The sequence below is a fragment of the Sphingomonas sp. GW821-FHT12D09 genome (assembly GCF_058807215.1).
Genome location: NZ_JBXAQL010000003.1, coordinates 564,700 through 589,095 on the forward strand (window position 1 = coordinate 564,700; position 24,396 = coordinate 589,095).

The following is a 24,396-nucleotide window of genomic DNA, read 5'->3' on the forward strand; positions in this document are numbered from 1 at the left end:
GCGATTCGGCCCAATCGTTGCCGATTAATCTTCGGCCGAAACGATCTCGCGGCCGTTATAGTGGCCGCACGAACCGCACAGGATGTGCGGACGCTTCAGCTCGCCACAGTTCGGGCACTCCTGGAACGCCTGCGGCGTCAGGGCGTCATGAGCACGACGCATGCCACGCCGCGACGGCGAGGTCTTTCTCTTGGGAACGGCCATTTCGGCACCTTCTAACGAAACCAAAGTCAAAATCGCGATACGCCCACAGGGTCCAGCGGGCAAGCGACGGAAGATCCGGCGCTCGCCGGACCAGGGAACGGTCACGAAAGCGAGTGCGCGCGTATAGCGATTCTTGCAGGGGAAGCAAGGGAGTGTAGGGAGGTATCCTCTGGAGGGGATACCTTATATGATCCTATTACCCGTAACGCTCTGCACCGCCGGCGCCGCCGCGGTCATCAATTTCTGGCTCGGCTTGCGAATCAGCCGGCTGCGACTCGCCGAGAAGATCTTCGTCGGCGACGGCGGCGACGATCGACTCGTCCGCCGGATGCGCGCGCAACTGAACTTCGCCGAATATGTGCCGCTGATTCTCGTCCTGCTCGCGCTGGTCGAGCTCGCGGTCGGCACAAGCATCTGGCTGTGGGGCGTCGGCGCTGCGCTGATCCTCGGGCGTATCTGCCACGCCTTCGGCATGGACGGCTGGGGATTGGGGCGCCGCATCGGCATCGCGCTCACCATGCTGACCATGCTCGGCCTCGCCGCCTATGGTATCTATATCGCCCAAAATCCCCTGGCGCCCGTCACCGTCTTCAAGATCGGGCCGAAGAACTAGGCCTTCGCGAGCACCGAATCGGCCACGAAGGGATTCGTCTTCCGTTCGTGGCCGAAATTACTGAGCGGCCCATGGCCCGGCACGAACACCGTCTCGTCGCCGAGCGGCCAGAGCCGGGTGGTGATCGCGTCGATCAAATCCTGGTGGTTGCCCATCGGAAAGTCGGTGCGGCCGATCGAGCCCTGGAACAGCACGTCGCCCACCGTCGCGAGCTTCGATTCGGGATGGTGGAAGACGACATGGCCCGGCGTGTGGCCGGGGCAGTGATAGACGTCGAGCGTGAGATTGCCGACGGTCACCTGGTCGCCATTCACCAGCCAGCGATCGGGCTCGAACACAGTGCCGCGGATGCCATAGTTTCGCCCGTCCTCGTCGAGTCGCGAGATCCAGAAGCGGTCGGCCTCGTGCGGCCCTTCCAGCGGCACGCCCAGTTCCTTGGCGAACTCGCCGGCGGCGCCGCAATGATCGATATGGCCATGGGTGACCAGGATCTTCTCGATCGTCACGCCGTGCTGCTTGGCGGCGGCACGCAGCTTGTCGAGGTCGCCGCCCGGATCGACGAAGGCGCCGCGCATCGTCTCGGTGCACCACAGGAGCGAGCAGTTCTGCTGGAGCGGCGTGACCGGGATCACGGCGGCGCGCATCGGGGGATTGGACATGGGGCGGAGATAGGGCGCGCGCTCTTGCGCCGCAACATGGGCTTGCCGTGGCGGCCACGGGGTTGCATGCGGAGCCCGGCATGACCTTGCCCGACACTCCCTTCGTGCTGCTCGACGACGCCCGGCCGGGCGGCGCGGGTGCGCGACTCTATTATAAAGCGCAGGAAATCATCCGCGCCGATGCGCCGGGCGAGGTCGCGAACACGCTCGCCAATCTGCGCGCCGGCGATGGCCATCTCGCCGGCTTCCTCAGCTATGAAGCTTCGCCGGGCATCGAACCGCGCGCGGTAGCAAGGGATGCGACGGCCCCATGCCTGTGGTTCGGCCGTTTCGAGATTCGCGAGACGGTGGACCTGGAGACGCTGCTTCCCGATCCCGCCGGCGCCTGGGCCGGTGCGCCGATCCCCCGGATCACTCGCGCCGACTACCAGGGCCAGTTCGTCCGCATCGCCGACTATATAACCGCCGGCGACATCTATCAGGCCAACCTCACCTTCCGCGCCGACGTGCCGTTCGCCGGCCACCCCGCCGCGCTCTACGCGCTGCTTCGCACGCGCGCGCGTGCGGGATATGGCGCGCTGGCCTTCACCGGTGCGGCCTGGATCCTCTCCTTCTCGCCGGAGTTGTTCTTCACGCTCGACGCGACCGGTTTCACCGTGAAGCCGATGAAAGGAACCGTCCGCCGGGGTGCCACGCCGGCCGAGGACGATGCCCTCGCCGCCGATCTCGCCGCCGATCCCAAGCAGCGTGCCGAAAACCTGATGATCGTCGACCTGATGCGCAACGACCTGACCCGAGTCGCTCGCCCGGGCAGCGTGCGCGTGCCGTCGCTGTTTCAGGTCGAGCGCTATCCGACGGTCCACCAGATGGTCTCGACTGTCGTAGCGCAACCCGCCGACGGCGTGACGGCGATCGACGCGCTCTCCATGCTCTTCCCCTGCGGCTCGGTCACCGGCGCGCCCAAGCTGCGCGCGATGGAAGTGATCGCCGAGGTCGAGAAGGATGCCCGCGGCGTCTATACCGGGGCGATCGGCGCGATCGAGCCCGACGGTTCGGCGCTGTTCAACGTCGCTATCCGCACGCTCACCATAGATCAGGGGGCGACACGCGCGCTGCTCGGGTTAGGATCGGGCGTGGTTGCCGATTCGAACGCTGGTGAGGAATGGGACGAGTGCCTGGCAAAGGGCGCCTTCGTCACGGCCGACGAACAGCCCTTCGACCTGATCGAGACGATGCGCTTCGATCCGCTTGCCGGCCTGCCCCTGCTCGAGCGCCATCTCACGCGGATGAAGGCCAGTGCCCAGGCCTTCGGCTTCGAGTTCGATCGCCATTCCGCGCGTAACGAGCTGCAGGCCGCCACCTTCCGTCTCCGCGCGCCCGCGCGCGTGAGGCTGCTGCTCGCCCCCTCCGGCGCCATCGCCATCGGCATCGCGCCCTTACCAGAGGCGCCGGCCGGCCCGGTCCAGGTCGCGATCCAGTCGCGCAAAGTCGCGCGGGACGACTTTCGCCTCGCCCACAAGACCAGCCGCCGCCGTTTCCATGACGAAGCGCGCAAGCAGTCGGGCGCCTGGGAAGTGCTGTTCACGGACGAAGCGGGCTATCTCACCGAAGGCAGCTTCACTTCGATCTTCGTCGAGCGAGACGGCACATTGGTAACCCCGCCGCTCGCCCGCGGCCTCCTTCCCGGCGTGCTGCGCGCCGAGCTGATCGAGAGCGGCCGCGCGGTGGAAGGCGAGCTCACTCCAGCCGATCTCGCGGGCGGCTTCTACGTCGGGAATGCCCTCAGGGGATTGGTTTCAGCCGTAACGGTTGCGGAAGCGTAGAACGGGGCCCTATAGGCGCGGCGTCTCCCTACCGGAAAAGGCGTATTCATGCAGACCTCGGCCGCGCTCAATCGCATCCAGCCCTCCGCCACGCTCGCGATGACGAGCCGGGTGTTCGAGCTGAAGCGCGCCGGCATCGACGTGATCGGCCTGGGCGCCGGCGAGCCCGATTTCGACACGCCCGACTTCGTCAAGGAAGCCGCGATCGAAGCGATCCGCGCGGGCAAGACCAAGTACACCCAGGTGGACGGCACGCCCGAGCTCAAGCAGGCGATCGTCGCGAAGTACGCGCGCGACAACGGCCTCAGCTACGCCGAGAACCAGATCAGCGTGAACTCGGGTGGCAAGCACACCTTGTTCAACGCCTTTTGCGCGACGATCGACGCGGGCGACGAAGTGATCATCCCGGCCCCCTATTGGGTGAGCTACCCCGACGTCGTCGAGTTCGCCGGTGGCAAGCCGGTCTTCATCTCGGCCGGCGCGGAGCAGGGCTACAAGGTCAAGCCCGAGCAGCTCGAAGCCGCGATCACCGCCAAGACTAAGTGGGTCGTGCTCAACTCGCCGTCCAACCCGACCGGCGCTGCCTATAGCGCCGCGGAGCTCAAGGCGCTCGGCGAAGTGCTCGAGCGGCACCCGCATGTGCTGATCTATGCCGACGATATGTACGAGCACATCCTGTACGACGGCTTCGAATTCGCCACGATCGCCCAGGTCTGCCCGTCGCTCTACGATCGCACGCTGACCGCCAATGGCGTGTCCAAGGCCTATGCGATGACAGGCTGGCGTATCGGGTATGCCGGCGGCCCGGCCTGGCTGATCAAGGCGATGGGCAAGCTCCAGTCGCAGTCGACCTCGAATCCGTCGAGCATCTCGCAGGCCGCTTCGGTCGCGGCGCTGAACGGCGACCAGAGCTTCCTCGCCGAGCGCGTCGCCGCCTTCCAGGGCCGTCGCGATCTCGTCGTGTCGATGCTCAACCAGATCAACGGCATGACCTGCCCGCGTCCGGAAGGGGCCTTCTACGTCTATCCCGAGTTCAGCCAGCTGATCGGCAAGACCACGCCCAAGGGCGCGAAGATCACCACCGACGAGGAGATGGTCACCTATCTGCTCGACGATGCGCGCGTCGCGGCGGTGCACGGTGCGGCGTTCGGCTTCTCGCCGGCGCTTCGCATCAGCTATGCGACGTCCGAGGCTTTGCTCACCGAGGCTTGCGGCCGAATCCAGGAGGCCTGCGCGGCCTTGCGCTGAGGCCCGACAGGCACGACATTGCGGCCATGCTCAAATGGTCGCTTCCTGTTGCCGCGCTTCTCGGAGCCGCGCTGTTCTTTTCGTCCGCCTCGGGCGCCGTCGAACGCGCCGTGCCGGTGCCCGTGCCCGCGCTCGACGTGAAGCCGAGCAAGGGTGAGCAGGTCGCCGTGTTCGCCGGTGGCTGCTTCTGGGGAATGGAAGCGGTCTTCCAGTCGGTGAAGGGCGTGCATTCGGTGACCTCGGGCTATGCCGGCGGCACCGCTAAGACCGCCACCTATGCCCAGGTCTCGACCGAGCGGACCGGCCATGCCGAGGCGGTGCGCATCGCCTATGATCCCAAAAAGGTCAGCTACGGCACGCTCTTGCGCGTCTATTTCTCGGTAGCGCACGACCCGACCCAGCTCAACCGCCAATATCCCGATAGCGGGCCCAGCTACCGCTCGGCGATCTTCCCGCAGGACGAGGAGCAGCGCAGCGTCGCCGCAGCGTACATCGCGCAGCTGACCAAGGCCAAGGCGTTCGCCAAGCCGATCGTCACCAAGCTGGAGACAGGCGGCTTCTATCCGGCGGAGGCCTATCATCAGGACTTCTTCTGGCGGAATCCGACGCATCCCTACATCGTGCGCTGGGACAAGCCCAAGGTGGCGGCATTCCGCAATGCGTACCCGATGCTGGTGAACTGAGAATATCGCCGTCATCCCGGCGAAAGCCGGGACCCAGGGTTTCTCTGCCGGGTCGTTCGTGACTCTGGGCCCCGGCTTTCGCCGGGGTGACGGGATTATATAAGCCCCAGCCCGGCCAATTCCCCCATCAGCGCAGGTGGCAGCTCGTCCATTCCCGTCCCGGCTTCACCCAGGTCCAGCGGCGCGTCCGCGCCTTCCAGATAGCGCCAGCCCTGGTGCGCCCGCTTCGGCCGTGCGGCGACGAGAATCAGCCGCGGCTCCATCAGGATCGCGGTGCGCCCGCCCTCGGCCTCGCCGAAGCCGACGATCGGGGTGCGTCCGATCAGCTGGTGTTTGAGGATCCAGAACAGCGAGCCCTCCCCGCCGATTTCCTCGTGCCGCTTGGGCAGATAGCGGGTGGTCAGCCCCCAGGTTCCGCCGCGCGAGGCGAGGCGCTGGGCGAGATACTCTACGGAGTCGCAGCCAAAGGCGACTTTGGTCAGGTGAAGTGGCACGCGTTTAATCTGGTGCGTGCCGGCGCCGGGATCAACCGACCAGCCCGCTCGCGCTGGCGAGGCCGAGGAACGCGAGGAACCCCATCGAATCGGTGGTCATCGTCACGAAGATCGAGCTGGCCACCGCCGGATCGGCCTTCAGGCGGTCGAGCGTCAGCGGCACCACCACCCCTGCCAGCCCGGCGATGAAGATGTTGGTCATCATCGCCGCCGCGATCACGCCGCCCAGCGCGGCATGGTGATAGAACAGGCCCACCGCCGTGCCGATCACCACCGCTACGGTGACGCCGTTGAGCAGCGCGATCGAGATCTCGCGCTGGATCGCACGCAGCGTGTTCGACTGGGTCAACTGGTTGGTGGCGAGCGCGCGCACCGTCACGGCCATGGTCTGGGTGCCGGCATTGCCGCCGACGCCCGCGACGATTGGCATCAGTGCCGCCAGCGCGACCATCTTCTGGATCGTGCCTTCGAACAGGCTGATGATCGTCGCCGCCACCAGCGCGGTCAGCAGATTGGTGAGCAGCCAGCGCACCCGGCCCTTGTACGAATCGAAGACCGGCTCGTTGATGTCGCCTTCGCCGGCACCCGAGAGCAGCAGCGCGTCCTCGCCCGCTTCCTCGGAGATGATGTGGACCATGTCGTCCACCGTGATCATGCCGACTAGGCGCCCGCTCGGATCGATCACCGCCGCGGAGATCAACGCGTATTTCTGGAAGCGCAGCGCCACTTCCTCCTGGTCCATGTCGACCGGGATCAGCGTCTGCTCGCGCTTCATCACATCGCCCATCGCGACGACACGCGGCGTGCGCAGGATCCAGGAGAGCTGGCAGGTGCCGACCGGCTTGTGCGCCGGATCGACCACGAAGATCTCCCAGAAATCAGTGGTGAGGTCCTCGTTCTTGCGCAGATAGTCGAGGACGTCGCCGACGCTCCAATGCTCGGGCACCGCGATCAACTCGCGCTGCATCAGGCGGCCGGCGGATTCCTCGGGGTAGGAAAGCGCTTCCTCGATCGCGGCGCGGTCGTCCGGATCGAGCGCGCGAAGCACTTCGCGCTGATCCTCGACGTCCATGTCCTCGATGATCGCGACGGCGTCATCGGTATCGAGCTCGGCGGCGAGGTCCGCGACCTGGGTGGCGGTGAGCGATTCGACCAGCGCCTCGCGCACCCAGTCGTTCATCTCCGCCAACACGTCGCCATCGATCAGGTCGGCGATCGCGGCGACCAGCGCGGCGCGCTCCTCGCTTGGGGCGAGTTCGACCAGGTCGGCGATGTCGGCGGGGTGGAGCGGTTCGGCCAGTTCGTGCGCGCGGGCGGAGTCGCCGGCATGGACCGCCTCGAGCACCGCATCGACGAACTGCGGCCGCAGCCGGTCCTCCGCATCGAGCTGGGGCTCGGGAGCCAGGCTATCCGCTTGAAGTTCGGTCTCGCTCATCGTCCGACCTCCCTGTTTGGCCCCTGTCCCGGCGCTGCCACCCTATCCGCCGATTTGCAAGTCGCCGGAAGGCCGCTTAGGTGCAGTGCAAATTGTTCTCAGGAGTATTCACGTGTCCGAACCCACCAAGCTCGTCCTCACTCTCGATACCGGTGACGTGCATATCCAGCTGCGTCCCGACCTCGCGCCCAAGCACGTCGAGCGCATCGCCACGCTCGCGGACGAGGGTTTCTATGACGGCGTGATCTTCCACCGCGTGATCGACGGCTTCATGGCCCAGGGTGGCGACCCCACCGGCACCGGCATGAGCGGCTCGAAGCTGCCCAACCTCCCCGCCGAGTTCAGCCGCGAGCCGCACGCCCGCGGCGTCTGCTCGATGGCGCGCACGATGGACCCGAACAGCGCCAACTCGCAGTTCTTCATCTGCCTCGACGACGCGACCTTCCTCGATGGGCAGTACACCGTCTGGGGCGTGGTCACCGAAGGCATGGAGCATGTCGATGCGCTTCCCAAGGGCGAGCCGCCGCGCGAGCCCGGCAAGATCGTCAAGGCACGCACCGAGGCGTAATGCCAACTTGATTCCCCTCCCCGCAAGGGAGGGGCTAGGGGTGGGTAGTGTCCTGGAGATACTGAGAACGCCCGCGTGACCTCAACGTATCGCGTGCCAGGACCCACCCCAACCCCTCCCTTGCAGGGAGGGGCCTTGGATCACTCCACGCTCTCCGCGTGCAGTGTCGCGATCAGCCAATCGTGGAACAGCTTCACCGGCCGCGTGGTCAGCGCGCGCGGGCGGCAGACGAACCAGTAGCTGTAATCGCTCTCCACGGTCAGGTCGAACAGCTGGACCAGCCGCTCGTCGCGCGCCGCCTCGAAATGCGATTCGAGCATGAAGGCGACGCCCAGACCCTGCGCCGCCGCCTCGAGCATCAGCGTGCCCGAATCGAAATGGTCGACCGCGGCCGGCTCGATCTCCAGGTGCGACAGGCCTGCTGCCGCGCGCCACGCCGTGAACGTGTCTGCCATGTCGCGGTGCACCAGCGCGGTCAGCTTCGACAATTGCTCGGGCTTGGTGATCGGATCGGGGCCGTCGAGCAGCGAACGCGCGCCGATCACATAGACGCGGTTGCGGTCCAGCCGCTTCGAATAGAGTGTCGGATCGATGTCGCGCGCCACCACGATCGCCGCATCCAGCCCGTCGCCCAGCCGCGCCACCGCATGCGCGCCGGTATCGACGTCGAGGTGCAGTTCGGGATGCCTGCGCTTGAGGTCGCCCATGTGCGGCATCAGCCGCTGCGTCGCGAACAGCGGCAACAGGCCAAGGCGCAGGCGCAGCAGTTCGGTGCCGCTGGTCATCATCTCCACTGCATCGGCCATGGTATCGAGCGCCGGGGCGATCATGCCGAGCAGGCGGTCGCCATCGTCGTTGAGCTTGAGCGCCTGGTGGCGCCGCTCGAACAGCGGCTTGCCGATGAAGCGCTCGAGCGCTTGGACGCGCCGGCTGAGTGCGGGCGAGGATAGCGCAAGCTCCTCGGCGGCGGCCTTGATCGAGCCCAGGCGCGCCACCTGCACGAATGCCTCGATTGCCGTCAGCGGGGGAAGTCTCCGCATATCGCTCCCTTTATGTTGCGCTGCGTCATTACCCTTGGCGTGCGTTTCGCCCCACGCCAATGCCCTTTTGGGTGTTAGGCATATATCAGCCCAGTTATTCGCGATTGCAAGTTATGCACGCACGACCGGTTCTTTTCGCACTTGCACAAAAACCGGCCGCACTGCACAAAGATCGGGCCTTTCAGGCATCCTCTCCTAAAACTTTCCCGGCCGGTCCTCGTGACCGGCCTTTTTTTTGTGCAACCGATCCCCACGTTCCGCGTCTCACACGCCTGGGGAGAATCAGAACATGGCGGACGAAGAAGCGCAGCCGGTCAAGCTGCAGGTTGCCAATGCCCGGCCCGAGGATAGCGGCCGCGGCCTCGCGCATCTGCCGCGCGCGCTCATGGCCCGGCTCGGCCTTGCCGAAGGCGATGTGATCGAGATCATCGGCAAGCGCACCACCCCGGCGCTGGCCGTGCTGCCCTATGCCGAGGACGAAGGCCTCGAGATCCTGCGCATCGACGGACTCCAGCGCGCCAATGCCGGCGTCGGCTCGGGCGACTTCGTCGAAGTGCGCAAAGGCGTGTCCAAGCCGGCCACGCGCGTCGTGTTCGCGCCCGCCCAGCAGAATCTCCGTCTCCAGGGCAGCGGCGAGGCATTGAAGCGCGTCTTCTTCCAGCGCCCGCTGGCGCAGGGCGACGTCGTCGCCACCGCCGGCCAGCAGCGCGCGGACATCCCGCCCCAGGTCGCCCAGTTCCTCCGCGCGCCCGCCTATGCGCTGCAGGAGATCCGCCTCACCGTGGTCTCGGCGACTCCCAAGGGCATCGTCCATATCGACGAGAATACCGAAGTCGAGCTGCGCCCCGAATATGAGGAAGCGACCGGCGACGCGCGCCGCGCCGACGTCACCTATGACGATATCGGCGGCATGGCCGCCACGATCGACCAGCTGCGCGAGATGGTCGAGCTGCCGCTGCGCTACCCCGAGCTGTTCCAGCGCCTCGGCGTCGATCCGCCCAAGGGCGTGCTGCTCCATGGCCCGCCCGGCACCGGCAAGACGCGGCTCGCCCGCGCCGTCGCCAATGAATCGGACGCGCAGTTCTTCCTGATCAACGGGCCCGAGATCATGGGCTCGGCGTACGGCGAATCGGAAGGACGCCTGCGCCAGATCTTCGAGGAGGCCGCCAAGGCGGCGCCATCGATCGTCTTCATCGACGAGATCGATTCGATCGCCCCCAAGCGTGGCCAGGTCTCGGGCGAGGCGGAGAAGCGCCTGGTCGCGCAGCTGCTCACGCTGATGGACGGGCTCGAATCGCGAGCCAACATCGTCGTCATCGCCGCGACCAACCGCCCCGATGCGATCGATGAAGCGCTGCGCCGTCCCGGCCGCTTCGACCGCGAGATCGTCGTCGGCGTGCCGGACGAGCGCGGCCGCCGCGAGATCCTTGGCATCCACACCCGTGGCATGCCCCTGGGCGACCGTGTCGATCTCGGCGAGCTGGCGCGCACCACCTATGGCTTTGTCGGTGCCGACCTGTCCGCGCTCGCCCGCGAGGCAGCGATCGAGGCGGTGCGCCGGATCATGCCCAGGCTCGATCTCGAGAAGGGCACGATCCCGCCCGAGGTGCTCGATACCCTGGCCGTCACCCGCGAGGACTTCCTCGAGGCATTGAAGCGCGTCCAGCCTTCGGCGATGCGCGAAGTCATGGTCGAGGCGCCGCGCGTCCGCTGGGAGGATGTCGGCGGGCTCGACGATGCCCAGATGCGCCTCAAGGAAGGCGTCGAGCTTCCCTTGAAGGACCCCGACGCGTTCCGCCGCCTCGGCATCCGCCCAGCCAAGGGCTTCCTGCTCTATGGGCCCCCCGGCACCGGCAAGACGCTGCTCGCCAAGGCCGTCGCGCGTGAGGCGGAGGCGAACTTCATCGCCACCAAGTCGAGCGACCTCCTGTCGAAATGGTATGGCGAAAGCGAGCAGCAGATCGCCCGGCTCTTCGCCCGCGCCCGCCAGGTCGCGCCCTGCGTGATCTTCATCGACGAGCTCGATTCGCTGGTCCCCGCGCGCGGCGGCGGCCTGGGCGAACCCCAGGCGACCGAGCGGGTGGTCAACACGATCCTGTCCGAGATGGACGGGCTCGAAGAGCTGCAGTCGGTGGTGGTGATCGGCGCGACCAACCGGCCGAACCTGATCGACCCCGCGCTGCTGCGCCCGGGCCGGTTCGACGAGCTGGTCTATGTCGGCGTGCCCGATGCCGCCGGGCGCGAGCGGATCCTCAAGATCCAGACCGAGAAGATGCCGCTCGCCTCGGACGTCGATCTCAAGGCGATCGCCGGCCAGACCGAGCGTTATACCGGCGCAGATCTCGAGGACGTGGTCCGCCGCGCCGGCCTGGTCGCGCTGCGCCAGTCGCTGCAGACCAAGGAAGTGACCCAGGCACATTTCGACGAGGCGTTGAAGGACTCGCGCGCCACGGTCACGCCCGAGATGGAGGAGGAGTATCTCGCCATGTCGGGCCGGCTCAAGCAGCAGGCCTCGGCGCTGCAGCCGCTCGGCTTCATCGCCCCGGGCATGCTGCGCGGGCACGGGCCGAAGGGCGAGGGCTGACGCTTTTCACGCCCCTCCCTTTTAGGGAGGGGTTGGGGGTGGGTAGCGTCCGGGCGATACGGGAGAGGTAGACTTGCCTCGCAGTATCGCCAGGCCTCAACCCACCCCTCGATCCCCTCCCTGCCAGGGAGGGGAAGCGCTATGCGGGACGCCGCGTCGCCACCCACGCATAAACCAGCAGACACCCCAGCCACCCCGCCGCCGTGAGATACGGCAGTGGCCGCCACAGCTCGTACAACCCAACACCCAGCGAAGGCCCGAGCACGAACGCCGCGCCGTTCACCGACGTGACCTTGCCCGCCACCGATCCCTGCGCCTCGGCACCCACGCCCAGCGACGCGCCGGCGGTGAAGCCGGGCCGCGCCAGCCCCATGCCGAGCGCGAGCAGCGCATAGCCCAGCGCGATGCCGTAGAGCGTAGTTGCCGTCCCCGTCGCCACGCACCCCGCTGCGCCCAGTGCCGCGCCGGTCAGCACCAGCGCGCGCGGCTTGAGGTCGAGCATCGGGATCAGCCCCCATTGCGCGAGCAGCGAGGCGCCGGCGCCCATCAGCAGCACCAGCCCTGTCGGCTGGATCGCGTCGATCGGCGCCAGCTGCATCCGGTCGATGATCAGGAAGCCGATCGCCTGGCCGGTCATTGCCTGGGCATGGCCGATGATCAGCCCGGCGACGATCCAGGGCCGGATGCGCGGGTCGAAATAGCCGACATTCTCGCTGGTCTCGGCAGTGGCGGCGGTGATCGTCGCGCCGGTGCCCTGTCCGCCGATCGAGGGATAGGAGGCCGCGGCGCCATGCGCATTGCCTTCGTCCTTGGAGAGCCCGCGCGCCGCCGCGATCCAAATCACCACGCCCACCGCGCTCGCCGCGAAGGCGGGGCCGGCAAGCCCGATCAGCGGCCCGCCCGGCCAGAGATGCTCCATCACCAGATAGGGCGCGATCGCCGGGCCCAGGATGGTGCCGAGCCCGAAGGCCGAGGCAAGCAGCGTCAGCGCCTGGGTCCGCTCCTCGCGGCTGGTCCGCCCCGCCACGATCGCCTGCACTGCGGGCGGTGCGGCCGATCCGAAGGTCCCGTAGATCACGCGGCCGCCGATGAAGGCGATGAAGGTCGCAGCCGGTCCGAGCCACCCGTTGATGCCCAGCGCCAGGCACAGTCCGCAAAGTCCCAGCGAGACGGTGAAGCCGGCAATGCCGACCAATACCATCGCGCGCCGTCCATGCCGGTCGGACCGGTTGGCCCAATAGGGCGCGGCGATTACCCAGAGCAGGGCGGAGACCGAGAAGACTGCGGCGACGGCGCTGTCCGGCGCATGCAGCGAGCGGCCCAGCGCCGGCAGCACCGATTGCAGCGCGGTGTTGCCCGCCGCGATGACGAGCATCACGGTGAAGAGCAGGCCGAAGGTCCGGTCGAAATGCCGGAGCCTCATGGCCGCTCCCAGCCATAGCTGCGCCCGATCGCGGCGACATGGAGCATGTACCATTTGTACCAGCGCCCACGCCCGGCCTCGCGGATTTCGGCATGCTCGGGATGCTTGCGCCAGGCCACGGCGCTGGCCTCGTCCGCCCAATAGCTGATCGTGATCGCCTGGCCGTTCGCGTCGCCGACATGATCGACCCCGCAATAGCCCGGCTGCTGCGCGGCCAGTGCGTCCATCGCCGCTGCGGCTATCGCATAGCCTTGGGCGTCGTCCCCCGTGCGCTCCGAAATGAACATGACGGCGGTTTGCCCGCTTCGATCCTCTGCCATGGGCCACCCGATTAGGCAGTTTGTGCGCCTGAGCAAACCCGCTACGCGCTGGCGTCATGATCACCGATTGGAATTTCTATGTGCTCGCCGTGCCTGCGGTGATCCTGCTCGGCCTCAGCAAGGGCTGGTTCGCCGGCATGGGCGCCCTTTCCCTCCCCCTGCTCGCCTTCGCGATCGATCCGGTGCGCGCCGCGGCGATTACCTTGCCGATCCTGATCGCGCAGGACGTGGTCGGCGTCTGGGCCTTTCGCCGCACCGTCGACTGGCGGCTGCTCGGCTGGATGCTGCCCGGCTCGGTGCTCGGCATCGTGCTGGGCTATGCGTTCGCGGCGAGTGTCTCCTCGGCCGCGGTGATGGCGGCGGTCGGCGGCATCTCGATCCTGTTCGGCGCCTATCGGCTCTGGGCCGCCAGCCACGCTGCGCCCAGCGACACGGCGCGCTGGCCCGAGTGGATCGGATCGCTGTTCGGGGTGGCCTCGGGCTTCACCAGCCAGATCGCCCATGCCGGCCAGCCGCCCTTCCAGCTGTGGGTGCTGCCGCGCAACTTGCCGCGCGACCTGCTCGTCGGCACCACCGCGCTGTTCTTCGCCGCGACCAACTGGATCAAGGTCCCCGCCTATTGGGCGCTCGGCCAGTTCACCGCCGCCAACGTCATGACGTCAGCTGCTCTGCTGCCGCTGGCGCTCGTCTCCACGGTCGCCGGGGTGTGGCTGGTGCGCCGGGTCGACGCGGCGCGCTTCTACACCGCGATCTATGTGCTGATGATCCTGGTCGGCGCGGCGCTCGTCGCCGAGGCCGCACTTTAGGCTTTCAATGTAGGATTTTGGGTGTTCTGGTCGTCGTGATGACCAGCGCCGCGCCTCTCGCCCGTTTCACGCGGCGGCGAGGCAGAAGTGGCAAAGTGAAAGAATGTTGGTCGACTCCCTTCACCTTGCCCGCATCGGACTCAGTCGAACAGCGACGACACCGAGCTCTCGTCCGCGATCCGCTTGACCGCTTCGGCCAGCAAGGGCGCGATGGTCAAATGGCGGATCTTGGTGCTCTCGGCAATCACGGCGTGGTTGCCGATCGAGTCGGTGATGACCAGCTCGGCCAGCGCCGACCCGTCGACGCGCGCCACCGCGCCGCCCGAAAGCACGCCGTGGGTACAATAGGCGACGACATCCTCGGCACCCGAGGCCTTGAGCGCGGCAGCGGCGTTGCAGAGCGTGCCGGCCGAATCGACGATGTCGTCGATCAGGATGCAGAAGCGCCCTTCGACATTGCCGATGATGTTCATCACTTCCGATTCGCCCGGCCGCTCGCGGCGCTTGTCGACGATGGCGAGCGGGGCGTTGTCGAGCCGCTTGGCCAGCGCGCGGGCGCGGACCACGCCGCCCACGTCGGGCGAGACGACCATCCACTGCTTGCCGGGGAAGCGGCTATGGATGTCGGCGCTCATCACCGGTGCGGCGAAGAGATTGTCGGTCGGGATGTCGAAGAAGCCCTGGATCTGCCCGGCATGGAGGTCGACCGAGAGGACGCGGTCGGCACCGGCGGTGGTCACGAGGTTGGCGACCAGCTTGGCCGAGATCGGCGTGCGCGGACCCGGCTTCCGGTCCTGGCGGGCATAGCCGAAATAGGGGAGCACCGCAGTGATGCGGCGGGCCGATGCGCGCTTCAGCGCATCGATCATGATCAGCATCTCCATGAGGTTGTCGTTCGCCGGGAACGAGGTCGACTGGAGCACGAACACGTCCTCGCCGCGGACATTCTCGAGGATCTCGACGAAGATCTCCTCGTCGGCGAAGCGGCGGACGTTCGCCTGGGTCAGCGGAATCTCGAGATACTCGGCGATCGCCTTGGCGAGCGGCGCGTTCGAATTGCCGGCCAACAATTTCATCGAAGATCTCCCGCGTTCCCTCGACGCCCCCTTTGTCAGCCGATCCCCGGCGGGGCAAGCCGGGGATGTGGCTTATGCACGGCAAATGCGCCGTGGCGCGGGCCGGGCGGCGGGGCTAAGGGCAGCGCATGACCGTCACGACCCGTTTCGCGCCGAGCCCCACCGGCAATCTGCACGTCGGAAACCTGCGCGCCGCGCTTCACAACTGGATGTATGCGCAGGCGAAGGGCGGGCGCTTCCTGCTGCGCATCGACGACACCGATGCCGAGCGTTCGCAGGAATCCTATGTCGAGGCGATCCGCGCCGATCTTGCCTGGCTCGGGCTCCACCCCGACGGCGAGGAGCGCCAGTCCGCGCGCTTCGATCGCTACGAGGCCCGCTTCGAGGAATTGAAGGCCGCCGGCCGCGTCTATCCGGCCTATGAGACCGCGCAGGAGCTCGATCTCAAGCGCAAGGTTCTGCTCGGCCGCGGCCTGCCCCCGGTCTATGACCGCGCCGCGCTGGCGCTCACCGTCGAGGAGCGCGCCAAGCTTGAGGCTGACGGGGTACGCCCGCACTGGCGCTTCAAGCTCGATCATGACGCCATGATCGAATGGAGCGATCTGGTCCGGGGCCCCCAGCGCTTCGACCCGAAGACCATGTCGGACCCGGTTGTCCGCCGCGCCGACGGCTCCTGGCTCTATCTCCTCCCCTCGGTGATCGACGATGTCGACATGGCCGTGACCCAGGTCGTGCGCGGCGAGGATCATGTCTCCAACACCGCGAGCCAGCTCCAGATGTTCGCCGCGCTCGGCGCCGCCGCGCCGGCGTTCGCGCATGAGGCGTTGCTCACCGGCGCGGAAGGCAAGCTCTCCAAGCGCTTGGGCTCACTCGGTATCGCGCATTTCCGCGAGGAAGGCATCGAACCCCAGGCGCTGATCGCGCTGCTCGCCCGGCTCGGTACCAGCGATCCCGTCGAGCCCTTCACCGATCCCGCGCCTTTGATCGCCAGCTTCGACTTCGCGCGCTTCGGCCGCGCGCCCGCTCGGTTCGACGAGGAGGAGCTGGCCCAGCTCAACGCCCGCATCGTCCACCAGTTGGACTATGCAGCCGTGAAGGAGCGCCTTCCCGCAGGCATGACCGACGCCGGCTGGGAAGCGATCCGTCCCAATCTCTCCCGCGTCGCTGAGGCGGCGGACTGGTGGCAGGTGGTCGAGGGGCCGATCGATGCGACGATCGCCGGGGAGGACCGCGAATTCCTCGCCCAGGCCGCACAGGTCGCCGAGACTCTCGACTGGTCCAACCCCTGGCCCGAACTCACCGGCGCGCTCAAGGAAGCGACCGGCCGCAAGGGGCGTGCACTCTTCCTGCCGCTGCGACTCGCGCTCACCGGCCGCGAACACGGTCCCGACATGGCCGCCCTGCTCCCGCTCATCGGCAAGGAAAATGCCCTGGATCGTCTCCGTAGCGGCTGATTCGGGAACTATTTACGCAGTATATGTAATGATGTATCATCACTGGCGCCGGCCCCAGACCGGCGGTGGAGATGGAGTGCAACGCCATGTATGCCGATACCCGCTACCAACCCCGCAAGCCTCGGGCCGCCAGCCTGGGTGCCGCTTTCCTGATCAACGGGGCGATCATCGCCGGCATGATCTATTCGGCACCGAACATCGCCACGAAGCTCCCACAGATATTCATAGCGAAGCCGATACCGATCGATCCGGTGCCGCCGCCCGACCCCAAGCCGATCGAGAAGGCGAAGCTCGATCCCAAGCCGACAACCCAGCCGCCGATCACTGCGCCCGATCCGCTGGTCAAGACCAACAGCGACGTGGTTCTCAAGACCTCGCCCGACATCCCGCCGACGCTGCCTGACAATATCAAGCCCGCCGATCCCGGCCCGATCCCGCATGTCGAGCCACGAGTCGAGCCGGCACCGCTCTTTGTGGGTGCGGTGCGCGACAAGCGCTTTGCCGACGATTTCCAGCCCGCCTATCCCGCGTCCGAGCTGCGCGCAGAGCGCGACGGCAAGGTTTCGGTCAGGGTGCTGGTCGGCACCAATGGCCGGGTGAAGGCGGTCGAACAGCTCAGCGCGACCAGCGCCGCCTTCTTCGACGCGACGAAGCGCCAGGCCCTGTCGAGCTGGCGTTTCAAGCCGGCGACGCGCGGCGGCGTCGCCGAAGAGACCTGGCTGACGCTCAGCGTCACCTTCCGGATCCAGGACCAGTAACAGGGACTGGCGGCGCGCGGGGGCTGGCTCTCGGGCCCCCGCGCTCCTATCTCTGCCGCGAGATGACCTTTCTGAAGCATATTTCCCCGCTGCGTGCGATCCGCGACCTCCGGCGCTTCCTGGCCCAGCGCAAGCAGCATGAGCTGTGGTTCATGATGCTCGCCATGGCGATTACGCTGGTGATCTTGTGGGCGTTCGTGAAGGATTCGAGCATCCCTCGGGTGTACAAGCGCGACATCATCTATGTGCAGCAATGGCGGCTCGATCGCACCGATGCGGACATCAAGGCGCAGCAGGCAAAGGACCTCCCCGCCGAACTGAAGGCCAAGGCCGATTTCAAGGCGCGCCAGGAAAAGCGCGCCGCCGAATTCAAGAAATACGACGATTGGCTGACCAACCACGGCTTCTGAGCGATGCGCGCCTGATGGGCGCCGCGCTCGCGCTGGCCGAGCGCGGGCAAGGGCGAACTGCGCCCAATCCCAATGTCGGCTGCGTGATCGTCCGTGACGGAATCGTGGTGGGCCGCGGCTGGACCCAGCCCGGCGGGCGTCCGCACGCCGAAGCGGTGGCGCTGTCGCAAGCGGGCGAAAAGTCGCGCGGCGCAACTGTCTATGTCACGCTCGAACCCTGCGCGCATGAGTCTGCCCGCGGCCCGGCCTGCTCGAACCTGCTGATAGAGGCCGGCGTCGCGCGCGTGGTAATCGCGCTCGGCGATCCCGATCCGCGCACCAATGGGGCAGGGGCCGCGCGGCTCCGCGCCGCCGGCATCGAAGTCGTCGAAGGTGTTCGCGTCGCCGAAGCCCGCCGCTCGATGGCCGGTTTCCTGACGCGGCTGGCCAAGGGCCGTCCCTTCGTCACGCTCAAGCTCGCCACTTCGCTCGACGGCCGCATCGCGCTCGCCTCGGGCGAGAGCCAGTGGATCACGGGTCCCGAGGCGCGTGCCCACACCCATCTCGAACGGGCCCGGCACGAAGCGATCCTGGTCGGCCGCCGGACGATGGAGGCCGACAGTCCCCGGCTCGACGTCCGTCTCCCCGGGCTGGAGGACCGCTCGCCCCGCCGGCTGACCCTGTCCTCCACCGGCGAATTGAGGCATCCAGAGGATATCGCCACCCTCCAGGGCGTCGATCATCTCTTCGTCGAAGGGGGCGCCGAAACCGCCGCGTCCTTCCTCCGCATCGATCTGGTCGATCGCCTGCTGCTCTATCGCGCACCGATCCTGATCGGCGAGGGCAGGGCGGCACTGGGCGAAATCGGACTTACCCGGCTGGGCGATGCGCATGGCCGCTGGAAACTGGCAGACAGCCGCATGCTTGGCAGTGACAGGATGGAGGTCTACGAGCGCGCCTCATGAGTAAAAGTGGCAACCGGTTTTCCGCCCGCATGCGGCGCTACAAGGACTCCTGATGTTTACTGGAATCGTCACCGACATCGGCACGGTCGAGGCCACGGAGAAGCAGGGCGACCTGCATGTCCGCGTCTCCACGGCCTATGAAACCGCAGGCATCGACCTTGGCGCCTCGATCTCCTGCTCGGGCGTGTGCCTGACGGTGGTCGATAAAGGCGTGGAGGGGGGCACCAGCTGGGTCGCGTTCGACGTCTCGGGCGAGACGATCGGTCGCACCGCTCAGGGCATGTGGACTTCGGGCCGAAAGCTCAACCTCGAGCGCGCGCTGCGCCTCGGCGACGAGTTGGGCGGGCATATCGTCACCGGCCATGTCGATGGCATCGGCACCGTCCAGTCGATCGAGGAGAGCGGCGGCTCGCACCATGTCGTGATCCTCGCCGGCCCCGAGCTCGCACCCTATGTGGCGCCCAAGGGCTCGATCACCGTCGACGGCGTCTCGCTCACCGTGAACGCGGTGCGCGATACGGCCGAAGGCGTAGAATTCGACCTCAACATCATTCCCCACACTGCCGCCGTCACTACATTCGGGGCATTGGAAGCCGGCCAGGCCGTCAATCTCGAGATCGACGTGCTAGCCCGCTATCTGCAGCGTATGGAGTCCCTTCGTGGCAAAGCCTGAGCAGTCAAATCCCCTCGCCCGTTTGAAGCACGGCTTCCTCTCCTCGCCCGAGGAGCTGATCGACGAGGCCCGCAACGGTCGGATGGTGATCCTCGTCGATGACGAGGACCGCGAGAATGAAGGCGACCTCGTCATTCCCGCCCAGATGGCGACGCCCGACGCCGTCAACTTCATGGCGCGCTTCGGGCGCGGGCTGATCTGCCTCGCGCTCACCGCCGAGCGCGGCCGCCAGCTCCAGCTCGAGCCGATGGCGCGCGTCAACGGCACGCCGCTCGGCACCGCGTTCACCGTCTCGATCGAGGCGAAGGAAGGCATCTCGACGGGCATCTCCGCCGCCGACCGCGCGCGCACCGTCGCGGTGGCGATCGATGCCGCCAACGGGGCCGATGCGATCACGTCGCCCGGTCATGTCTTCCCGCTGATCGCGCGCGACGGCGGCGTCCTCGTCCGCACCGGCCATACCGAGGCGGCGGTCGATCTGGCGCGGCTCGCCGGGCTCAATCCGTCGGGCGTGATCTGCGAGATCATGAAGGACGACGGCACGATGGCCCGTCTCGACGACCTCGTCGCCTTCGCGCAGTTCCACAATCTCAAGCTCGGCACGATCCGCGACCTGATCGCCTATCGCCGCCGCTACGACCATCTCGTCGAGAAGCGGGCCGAGACGCGCTTCACCAGCGACTGGGGCGGCGAGTGGACCGCGATGACCTTCTGGAACAAGGCGACCGAGAGCGAGCAGGTCGCCTTGGTCAAGGGCAAGATCGATCCCGCCAAGCCTACTTTGGTGCGCATGCACGGTCTCTCGCCCTTCTCCGACCTGTTCGGCGAAGGGGGCGCGCGTGGCGGGCTGCTGCGCCGCTCGATGGAGCTGATCGCCGAGGAAGGCGCCGGCGTGGTCGTCGTGATCAACAAGCCGCGCCCGGACCAGTTCACCCTCGCGCTTCAGGCCCGCGCCGGCACGCTCGAGGCCAAGGACATGGACGAGCTGCGCGATTACGGCGTCGGCGCGACGATCCTCACCGAACTCGGCGTGCAGGACATGATCCTGCTCACCAACACCCACCACACGCTCGTGGGGCTCGACGGCTATGGCCTGTCGATCGTCGGCGAGCGTCCCATCGACACCGGAGAATGACTTGGCACGTGTACTGATCGTCGAGGCGCGGTTCTACGCGCACCTGAACGACCTCCTCCTCCACGGCGCGCGCGCCGCGATCGAGGAAGCGGGGCATAGCCACGAGACCATCACGGTGCCGGGCGCGCTGGAGATCCCCGGCGCGGTGGCGATGGCCGCCGAAACCGGCCGCTACGACGCGTTCGTCGCGCTCGGCGTGGTGATCCGCGGCGAGACCTATCATTTCGAGATCGTCTCGAACGAAAGCGCCCGCGGCCTGATGGCGCTGGCGATGGACTCGCTGCCGATCGGCAACGGCATCCTGACGGTCGAGAACGAGGCCCAGGCGCTGACCCGCGCCAAGCCCGACGAGAAGGACAAGGGCGGAGAAGCCGCCAAGGCCGCGCTGGCGATGCTGGCGCTCAAGAGCAAGTTCGGCTGATCCGATGGACATGCCCCCGTCCCGCTACCGCGTAGTGGAACAGGGGCGCCGTCTGGTCGTGATCGACACGCTGGCGGGCGAGGCACCGGTTCGTCCGATCGTCTCGCCGCTGCCGGAAATGCCGGGCGGGGAGCGCCGCAAGATGGTCCCCCCGCGGCCCACGCGCTCCGCCCGCCCCGAGCCGCGTGGCCGCCATGCGGGCGGGGAGGGGGTCAGCTTCACCACTGCGCGCTGGTTCGACAATGAAGGCCCACGCACCATCCGCATCAACCAGGACGGCCAGACCCAGCTGCTGACGGTCGGCATCGTCCTGCTCGGCGTCGGCGCGCTGCTCATCGCGCTGTTCCAGTGGGTGCTGCTCTTCCCGCTCGCCTTCATCCTGCTCAACGTCAAGGTACGCGGCGGCCTCCGCACTGCCGCCACGACCTGGATCACCGCCCTGAACGCGAACGAAGGCTAGGCCGCCACGGGATAGTCCGTGTAGCCCTCGGCCCCGCCGACATAGAACAGCTCCTCGCGCTGCGGGTTGAGCGGCAGGCCTTCGCGCAGCCGGCGTGGCAGGTCGGGATTGGCCAGGAACGTGCGGCCATAGGCGATCGCATCCGCCTCGCCGGCATCGAGCGCGGCCTGGGCGTCCTCCAGATGATAGTCCGAATTGAGGATCAGCGGGCCCTTGAAGACCTTGCGCATCCCCGGATGCACGGGCGGATGATCGGGCACACCGCGTGTGCCCGTCGGCCGCGGCTCGCGCATCTCCAGGAAGGCGATGCCGATCTCGTCGAGCGCCGCGGCGGCGGCCTCGAACAAGGGCGCCGGGTTCGAGTCGTTGACGCCCTGCACTTCGCCGTTCGGGGAGAGTCGCACGCCGGTGCGGTCGCCGCCGATCGTGTCGACCACCCGCTGGGTCACTTCGCGCAGCAGCCGCACGCGGTTGGGGATCGAGCCGCCATAGTCGTCGTCGCGGAAGTTCGAGTTGTCGCGCAGGAAGGTGTCGATCAGATAGCCATTGGCGGCATGGACCTGCACACCGTCGAACCCGGCGCGGATCGCGTTCCGCGCTGCCCGCGCATAATCGTCGAGCAGGCCCGGAATCTCGTCGGTGCGCAGCGGACGAGCCTGGCCATAGGGCCGTTTGATCTCGCCGCTCTCCTCTGCCGGATAGGTGCGCACGCTACCCGGCGCGGTGTTCGCCGAAGCCGCGACCGGCGCTTCGCCGCCCAGGAAGTCGGGATGGACCAGCCGGCCCATGTGCCAGAGCTGCGCGACGATCCGCCCGCCGGCCGCATGCACGGCCTCGACCACCGGCTTCCAGGCATCGGTCTGCTCGTCGGTCCAGAGACCCGGCGCATAGGCCCAGCCCATGCCCTGCCGGCTGATGCCGGTCGCCTCGGAGATGATCAGGCCCGCGCTCGCGCGCTGCGCATAATAGTCCGCCATCACCGGCGTCGGCACATGCGCGCGCGTCGCGCGGCCGCGGGTCAGCGGTGCCATCAACATGCGGTTCGGCGCGTGGATCGCACCCAGCTGGATCGGATCGAACAGGCTCGGCATTGTCGCAAATTCCCTAACGACTGTGACGCCGGGAAATAGGGCGCTAAGGGGCGGCATGCATCGCCCCGACACCCCAAGAAAAGCTATTCCTGCCCAAACCGCCAATGCGTTGCCGATCCTCGCGCTGCTCTGCGGCAATATCGCGCTCGCCTTCGGCCCGTGGTTCGTGCGGCTCACCGATGTCGGCCCGGTCGCGGCGGGCTTCTGGCGGATCGCGCTCGCAGCGCCGATCCTCGTCGCGCTGGCCTTTGCTGGGCAGAAGCGCCCCTTCGCGGCGGCACGCGGGCTGTGGCTGCCGATCGTGTTCGGCGGCATCGCCTTTTCCGCGGACCTGGCGAGCTGGCATGTCGGCATCCTCAAGACCACGCTCGCCAACGCCACGCTGTTCGGCAATTCGGCGACGCTGATGTTCCCGATCTACGGCTTCTTCGTCGCCCGCGCCTGGCCCAGCAAGACGCAGGGCCTCGCGCTTGCGCTGGCCGCCGCCGGCGCGGCGCTGCTGCTCGGCCGCTCCTTCCAGCTCTCGCCCAAGCATCTGGTCGGCGACTTGCTCTGCCTGCTCGCGGGCACGCTCTACACCGTCTATTTCGTGCTCATGGCCAAGGCGCGCGAAGCGATGGCGCCGATCCCCACGCTCGCGCTGTCCACCCTCGCCAGCGTGCTGCCGCTGCTGATCGCCGCGCTTCTGCTCGGCGAGAAGGTCATGCCCGAGCATTGGGGAATCCTGATAGGCCTGGCGCTGGCCAGCCAGGTGGTGGGGCAGGGACTGATGATCTACGCGATCGGCCATCTCTCGCCGCTGATCGTCGGCATCGCCCTGCTCACCCAGCCGGTCATCGCCGGCACGGTCGGCTGGATCGCCTATGGCGAGACGCTGGGGCCGGCGGACTTTGTCGGCGCCGTGCTGGTCGCAATCGCGCTCGTCCTGGTGCGCAGCGGCGGCCCACGGGTTGCGCAGGAAGCCGGGGAGGCTAAACCGGCATGATGGACTTGGCAGACGCGACTCTCGACGAACTGCGCGCCGCGCTCGCCCCGCAAGTGGCGGCCAACGCGGCGTTCGACGGCTGGAACAACCGCGCGCTCGACGCAGCAGCGGACAGCCTCGGGGTAGATCATGACGTCGCCCGCCTCGCCTTCACCGATGGCCCGGTGGCGATGATCGATGCTTGGTTCGCGTCGATCGATGCCGCGATGCTCGCCGGCTTCACCCCCGAGCAGCTTGCCGCGATGAAGATCCGGGCCCGCATCACGGCCCTGGTCGAGGCGCGCCTCGTGCTCGCCGCGCCCCTGCGCGAAGCCTTGCGCCGCGCGCTCGCCATCCTCGCCATGCCCCAGAACGCCGTGCGCGGTGCCCAGCTCGGCTGGCGCGCCGCCGATGCGATCTGGCGCGCCGCCGGCGACACCGCGACCGACTACAACCATTATTCCAAGCGCATGACGCTCGGCGCCGTCTATGCCTCGACGATCGCGGTGTTCCTCGACGACGAGAGCGAGGGCCATGCCGACACCCGCGCCTTCCTCGCCCGCCGGATCGAGAACATCATGCAGTTCGAGCGCGCCAAGGCGAAATGGCTCGCGCCGCCCGAGCACCGCTTCAGCCTGTCGCGCTTTATCGGCCGGCTCCGATACCCGGCGGTCTAGTCCAGCGAAGAAACGCGGATTGCGTCGCCCGGGCTTTGATGCTTTCCTGTCGAAGAACAGGGGGATGCCATGAAGATCGCAGCAATTCTTTTGAATTTCTTCTTCCCGGGGGTCGGCACGCTCGTCCTCGGAAAGGTCGGCACCGGCATCACCCAGTTGCTGCTCTATTTCGGCGGATGGATCCTCACCATGACGGTGATTGGTGCGATCATCGGCTTGCCGATGAGTCTTGCCGCCTGGATCTGGTCGCTGGTGACGGCCGCCAGCTATCAGGAGCAGCCGATGGAGGTCCGCATCGTCCACACCAACGTAGCCGGGCAGGTGCTCGATCCGGCGAGCTTCTCCGATCCGGCGAACCGCTGAGACGCGCCGCACCCCCGGGATAAGTCGCGGGTGACGATAGAGGTGGGGGAGCCATGGGACATATCCTACT

General features: G+C 67.4%; 27 protein-coding genes. 18 read left to right on the top strand and 9 right to left on the bottom strand.

Annotated elements, in window-relative coordinates; genetic code table 11:
* Window positions 1-24 precede the first annotated feature (24 nt).
* A complete protein-coding gene (gene rpmF / locus AC1RPL_RS16420; protein WP_493070688.1) occupies window positions 25-204 on the bottom strand; it encodes a 50S ribosomal protein L32 in 180 nt (59 codons plus the stop codon).
* Window positions 205-391: 187 nt separating this feature from the next.
* On the opposite strand from rpmF, the gene AC1RPL_RS16425 reads away from it, so the two are divergent.
* Complete coding sequence (locus AC1RPL_RS16425; protein ID WP_493070690.1) at window positions 392-817, top strand: MAPEG family protein; 426 nt, start codon at window positions 392-394, stop codon at window positions 815-817.
* Here AC1RPL_RS16425 and AC1RPL_RS16430 read toward each other — a convergent pair.
* Window positions 814-1,476 carry an MBL fold metallo-hydrolase gene (locus AC1RPL_RS16430; protein WP_493070692.1) on the bottom strand — a complete coding sequence of 221 codons (663 nt, stop codon included), beginning with the start codon at window positions 1,474-1,476 and terminating at the stop codon, window positions 814-816. The two genes, AC1RPL_RS16425 and AC1RPL_RS16430, sit on opposite strands and share 4 nt — an antisense overlap.
* 80 nt (window positions 1,477-1,556) lie before the next feature.
* On the opposite strand from AC1RPL_RS16430, the gene pabB reads away from it, so the two are divergent.
* Genes pabB through msrA form a run of 3 tightly spaced genes read left to right on the top strand, consistent with a single transcriptional unit; the run spans window position 1,557 to window position 5,230 of the window.
* Window positions 1,557-3,299 (top strand): aminodeoxychorismate synthase component I, encoded by a 1,743-nt coding sequence (gene pabB, locus AC1RPL_RS16435; protein WP_493070693.1) that lies wholly within the window; start codon window positions 1,557-1,559, stop codon window positions 3,297-3,299.
* A 48-nt stretch (window positions 3,300-3,347) separates the two neighbouring features.
* Window positions 3,348-4,547, top strand: a complete 1,200-nt coding sequence (locus tag AC1RPL_RS16440) for a pyridoxal phosphate-dependent aminotransferase (protein WP_493070695.1) — start codon at window positions 3,348-3,350, stop codon at window positions 4,545-4,547.
* Window positions 4,548-4,573: 26 nt separating this feature from the next.
* A complete protein-coding gene (msrA, locus tag AC1RPL_RS16445; protein ID WP_493070696.1) occupies window positions 4,574-5,230 on the top strand; it encodes a peptide-methionine (S)-S-oxide reductase MsrA in 657 nt (218 codons plus the stop codon).
* A gap of 95 nt (window positions 5,231-5,325) precedes the next feature.
* Here the strand turns inward: msrA and AC1RPL_RS16450 are convergent, their stop codons facing one another.
* Together AC1RPL_RS16450 and mgtE are read right to left on the bottom strand one after the other, a co-directional pair.
* On the bottom strand, window positions 5,326-5,724 hold the full coding sequence (locus AC1RPL_RS16450) for a DUF1489 family protein (RefSeq protein ID WP_493070698.1): 399 nt from the start codon (window positions 5,722-5,724) through the stop codon (window positions 5,326-5,328).
* A 31-nt stretch (window positions 5,725-5,755) separates the two neighbouring features.
* Window positions 5,756-7,159 carry a magnesium transporter gene (gene mgtE / locus AC1RPL_RS16455; protein ID WP_493070700.1) on the bottom strand — a complete coding sequence of 468 codons (1,404 nt, stop codon included), beginning with the start codon at window positions 7,157-7,159 and terminating at the stop codon, window positions 5,756-5,758.
* Between the two features lie 112 nt (window positions 7,160-7,271).
* Between mgtE and AC1RPL_RS16460 the strand changes: the two genes are divergently transcribed.
* Window positions 7,272-7,727: a peptidylprolyl isomerase gene (locus AC1RPL_RS16460; protein WP_493070701.1), complete on the top strand. Its 456-nt coding sequence runs from the start codon at window positions 7,272-7,274 to the stop codon at window positions 7,725-7,727.
* 140 nt (window positions 7,728-7,867) lie between these two features.
* On the opposite strand, the gene AC1RPL_RS16465 is transcribed toward AC1RPL_RS16460, so the two are convergent.
* Window positions 7,868-8,767 (bottom strand): LysR substrate-binding domain-containing protein, encoded by a 900-nt coding sequence (locus tag AC1RPL_RS16465; RefSeq protein WP_493070703.1) that lies wholly within the window; start codon window positions 8,765-8,767, stop codon window positions 7,868-7,870.
* Window positions 8,768-9,056: 289 nt separating this feature from the next.
* Between AC1RPL_RS16465 and AC1RPL_RS16470 the strand changes: the two genes are divergently transcribed.
* A complete protein-coding gene (locus AC1RPL_RS16470; protein WP_493070705.1) occupies window positions 9,057-11,351 on the top strand; it encodes a CDC48 family AAA ATPase in 2,295 nt (764 codons plus the stop codon).
* 139 nt (window positions 11,352-11,490) lie between these two features.
* Here AC1RPL_RS16470 and AC1RPL_RS16475 read toward each other — a convergent pair whose 3' ends face one another.
* Window positions 11,491-12,774, bottom strand: a complete 1,284-nt coding sequence (locus tag AC1RPL_RS16475) for an MFS transporter (RefSeq protein WP_493070707.1) — start codon at window positions 12,772-12,774, stop codon at window positions 11,491-11,493.
* Window positions 12,771-13,094: an antibiotic biosynthesis monooxygenase family protein gene (locus AC1RPL_RS16480; RefSeq protein ID WP_493070708.1), complete on the bottom strand. Its 324-nt coding sequence runs from the start codon at window positions 13,092-13,094 to the stop codon at window positions 12,771-12,773. The genes AC1RPL_RS16475 and AC1RPL_RS16480 overlap by 4 nt, the downstream gene beginning before the upstream one ends.
* Window positions 13,095-13,150: 56 nt before the next feature.
* Between AC1RPL_RS16480 and AC1RPL_RS16485 the strand changes: the two genes are divergently transcribed.
* Entirely contained in the window at window positions 13,151-13,900 is a 750-nt protein-coding gene (locus AC1RPL_RS16485) for a sulfite exporter TauE/SafE family protein (RefSeq protein WP_493070710.1), read from the top strand.
* Window positions 13,901-14,040: 140 nt separating this feature from the next.
* On the opposite strand, the gene AC1RPL_RS16490 is transcribed toward AC1RPL_RS16485, so the two are convergent.
* A complete protein-coding gene (locus AC1RPL_RS16490; RefSeq protein ID WP_493070711.1) occupies window positions 14,041-14,976 on the bottom strand; it encodes a ribose-phosphate pyrophosphokinase in 936 nt (311 codons plus the stop codon).
* Window positions 14,977-15,104: 128 nt separating this feature from the next.
* On the opposite strand from AC1RPL_RS16490, the gene gltX reads away from it, so the two are divergent.
* The 8 genes from gltX (at window position 15,105) to AC1RPL_RS16530 (ending at window position 21,231) form a co-directional block, all read left to right on the top strand.
* Window positions 15,105-16,430, top strand: a complete 1,326-nt coding sequence (gene gltX / locus AC1RPL_RS16495) for a glutamate--tRNA ligase (RefSeq protein ID WP_493070713.1) — start codon at window positions 15,105-15,107, stop codon at window positions 16,428-16,430.
* 86 nt (window positions 16,431-16,516) lie between these two features.
* Window positions 16,517-17,188: an energy transducer TonB gene (locus tag AC1RPL_RS16500; RefSeq protein WP_493070714.1), complete on the top strand. Its 672-nt coding sequence runs from the start codon at window positions 16,517-16,519 to the stop codon at window positions 17,186-17,188.
* A gap of 62 nt (window positions 17,189-17,250) precedes the next feature.
* Window positions 17,251-17,598: a hypothetical protein gene (locus tag AC1RPL_RS16505; protein ID WP_493070715.1), complete on the top strand. Its 348-nt coding sequence runs from the start codon at window positions 17,251-17,253 to the stop codon at window positions 17,596-17,598.
* 14 nt (window positions 17,599-17,612) lie between these two features.
* Complete coding sequence (gene ribD, locus AC1RPL_RS16510) at window positions 17,613-18,542, top strand: bifunctional diaminohydroxyphosphoribosylaminopyrimidine deaminase/5-amino-6-(5-phosphoribosylamino)uracil reductase RibD (RefSeq protein ID WP_493070953.1); 930 nt, start codon at window positions 17,613-17,615, stop codon at window positions 18,540-18,542.
* Between the two features lie 52 nt (window positions 18,543-18,594).
* Window positions 18,595-19,215, top strand: coding sequence for a riboflavin synthase (locus AC1RPL_RS16515; protein WP_493070717.1), 621 nt, complete (start codon window positions 18,595-18,597; stop codon window positions 19,213-19,215).
* 22 nt (window positions 19,216-19,237) lie between these two features.
* Window positions 19,238-20,350 (top strand): 3,4-dihydroxy-2-butanone-4-phosphate synthase, encoded by a 1,113-nt coding sequence (gene ribB / locus AC1RPL_RS16520; RefSeq protein ID WP_493070718.1) that lies wholly within the window; start codon window positions 19,238-19,240, stop codon window positions 20,348-20,350.
* Window position 20,351: 1 nt separating this feature from the next.
* On the top strand, window positions 20,352-20,771 hold the full coding sequence (gene ribH, locus AC1RPL_RS16525; RefSeq protein ID WP_493070720.1) for a 6,7-dimethyl-8-ribityllumazine synthase: 420 nt from the start codon (window positions 20,352-20,354) through the stop codon (window positions 20,769-20,771).
* Window positions 20,772-20,781: 10 nt separating this feature from the next.
* Window positions 20,782-21,231 (top strand): hypothetical protein, encoded by a 450-nt coding sequence (locus AC1RPL_RS16530; RefSeq protein ID WP_493070722.1) that lies wholly within the window; start codon window positions 20,782-20,784, stop codon window positions 21,229-21,231.
* On the opposite strand, the gene AC1RPL_RS16535 is transcribed toward AC1RPL_RS16530, so the two are convergent.
* Complete coding sequence (locus tag AC1RPL_RS16535; RefSeq protein ID WP_493070724.1) at window positions 21,228-22,322, bottom strand: alkene reductase; 1,095 nt, start codon at window positions 22,320-22,322, stop codon at window positions 21,228-21,230. The two genes, AC1RPL_RS16530 and AC1RPL_RS16535, sit on opposite strands and share 4 nt — an antisense overlap.
* Before the next feature lie 55 nt (window positions 22,323-22,377).
* On the opposite strand from AC1RPL_RS16535, the gene AC1RPL_RS16540 reads away from it, so the two are divergent.
* The 3 genes from AC1RPL_RS16540 to AC1RPL_RS16550 all read left to right on the top strand — a co-directional run bounded on the left by AC1RPL_RS16540 (window position 22,378) and on the right by AC1RPL_RS16550 (window position 24,326).
* Complete coding sequence (locus AC1RPL_RS16540; RefSeq protein ID WP_493070726.1) at window positions 22,378-23,307, top strand: DMT family transporter; 930 nt, start codon at window positions 22,378-22,380, stop codon at window positions 23,305-23,307.
* Entirely contained in the window at window positions 23,307-23,963 is a 657-nt protein-coding gene (locus tag AC1RPL_RS16545; protein WP_493070955.1) for a COQ9 family protein, read from the top strand. Before AC1RPL_RS16540 ends, AC1RPL_RS16545 begins: the two co-directional genes overlap by 1 nt.
* A 69-nt stretch (window positions 23,964-24,032) precedes the next feature.
* Complete coding sequence (locus tag AC1RPL_RS16550; RefSeq protein WP_493070727.1) at window positions 24,033-24,326, top strand: hypothetical protein; 294 nt, start codon at window positions 24,033-24,035, stop codon at window positions 24,324-24,326.
* Window positions 24,327-24,396: the final 70 nt, after the last annotated feature.

What these genes read in the sequence shown, in the direction of transcription:
- rpmF (WP_493070688.1), bottom strand. Translation starts at nt 204, where the DNA reads ATGGCCGTTCCCAAGAGAAAGACCTCGCCGTCGCGGCGTGGCATGCGT.
- AC1RPL_RS16425 (WP_493070690.1), top strand. Translation starts at nt 392, where the DNA reads ATGATCCTATTACCCGTAACGCTCTGCACCGCCGGCGCCGCCGCGGTC.
- AC1RPL_RS16430 (WP_493070692.1), bottom strand. Translation starts at nt 1,476, where the DNA reads ATGTCCAATCCCCCGATGCGCGCCGCCGTGATCCCGGTCACGCCGCTC.
- pabB (WP_493070693.1), top strand. Translation starts at nt 1,557, where the DNA reads ATGACCTTGCCCGACACTCCCTTCGTGCTGCTCGACGACGCCCGGCCG.
- AC1RPL_RS16440 (WP_493070695.1), top strand. Translation starts at nt 3,348, where the DNA reads ATGCAGACCTCGGCCGCGCTCAATCGCATCCAGCCCTCCGCCACGCTC.
- msrA (WP_493070696.1), top strand. Translation starts at nt 4,574, where the DNA reads ATGCTCAAATGGTCGCTTCCTGTTGCCGCGCTTCTCGGAGCCGCGCTG.
- mgtE (WP_493070700.1), bottom strand. Translation starts at nt 7,159, where the DNA reads ATGAGCGAGACCGAACTTCAAGCGGATAGCCTGGCTCCCGAGCCCCAG.
- AC1RPL_RS16465 (WP_493070703.1), bottom strand. Translation starts at nt 8,767, where the DNA reads ATGCGGAGACTTCCCCCGCTGACGGCAATCGAGGCATTCGTGCAGGTG.
- AC1RPL_RS16470 (WP_493070705.1), top strand. Translation starts at nt 9,057, where the DNA reads ATGGCGGACGAAGAAGCGCAGCCGGTCAAGCTGCAGGTTGCCAATGCC.
- AC1RPL_RS16475 (WP_493070707.1), bottom strand. Translation starts at nt 12,774, where the DNA reads ATGAGGCTCCGGCATTTCGACCGGACCTTCGGCCTGCTCTTCACCGTG.
- AC1RPL_RS16480 (WP_493070708.1), bottom strand. Translation starts at nt 13,094, where the DNA reads ATGGCAGAGGATCGAAGCGGGCAAACCGCCGTCATGTTCATTTCGGAG.
- AC1RPL_RS16485 (WP_493070710.1), top strand. Translation starts at nt 13,151, where the DNA reads ATGATCACCGATTGGAATTTCTATGTGCTCGCCGTGCCTGCGGTGATC.
- AC1RPL_RS16490 (WP_493070711.1), bottom strand. Translation starts at nt 14,976, where the DNA reads ATGAAATTGTTGGCCGGCAATTCGAACGCGCCGCTCGCCAAGGCGATC.
- gltX (WP_493070713.1), top strand. Translation starts at nt 15,105, where the DNA reads ATGACCGTCACGACCCGTTTCGCGCCGAGCCCCACCGGCAATCTGCAC.
- AC1RPL_RS16500 (WP_493070714.1), top strand. Translation starts at nt 16,517, where the DNA reads ATGTATGCCGATACCCGCTACCAACCCCGCAAGCCTCGGGCCGCCAGC.
- AC1RPL_RS16505 (WP_493070715.1), top strand. Translation starts at nt 17,251, where the DNA reads ATGACCTTTCTGAAGCATATTTCCCCGCTGCGTGCGATCCGCGACCTC.
- ribD (WP_493070953.1), top strand. Translation starts at nt 17,613, where the DNA reads ATGGGCGCCGCGCTCGCGCTGGCCGAGCGCGGGCAAGGGCGAACTGCG.
- AC1RPL_RS16515 (WP_493070717.1), top strand. Translation starts at nt 18,595, where the DNA reads ATGTTTACTGGAATCGTCACCGACATCGGCACGGTCGAGGCCACGGAG.
- AC1RPL_RS16530 (WP_493070722.1), top strand. Translation starts at nt 20,782, where the DNA reads ATGCCCCCGTCCCGCTACCGCGTAGTGGAACAGGGGCGCCGTCTGGTC.
- AC1RPL_RS16535 (WP_493070724.1), bottom strand. Translation starts at nt 22,322, where the DNA reads ATGCCGAGCCTGTTCGATCCGATCCAGCTGGGTGCGATCCACGCGCCG.
- AC1RPL_RS16540 (WP_493070726.1), top strand. Translation starts at nt 22,378, where the DNA reads ATGCATCGCCCCGACACCCCAAGAAAAGCTATTCCTGCCCAAACCGCC.
- AC1RPL_RS16545 (WP_493070955.1), top strand. Translation starts at nt 23,307, where the DNA reads ATGGACTTGGCAGACGCGACTCTCGACGAACTGCGCGCCGCGCTCGCC.
- AC1RPL_RS16550 (WP_493070727.1), top strand. Translation starts at nt 24,033, where the DNA reads ATGAAGATCGCAGCAATTCTTTTGAATTTCTTCTTCCCGGGGGTCGGC.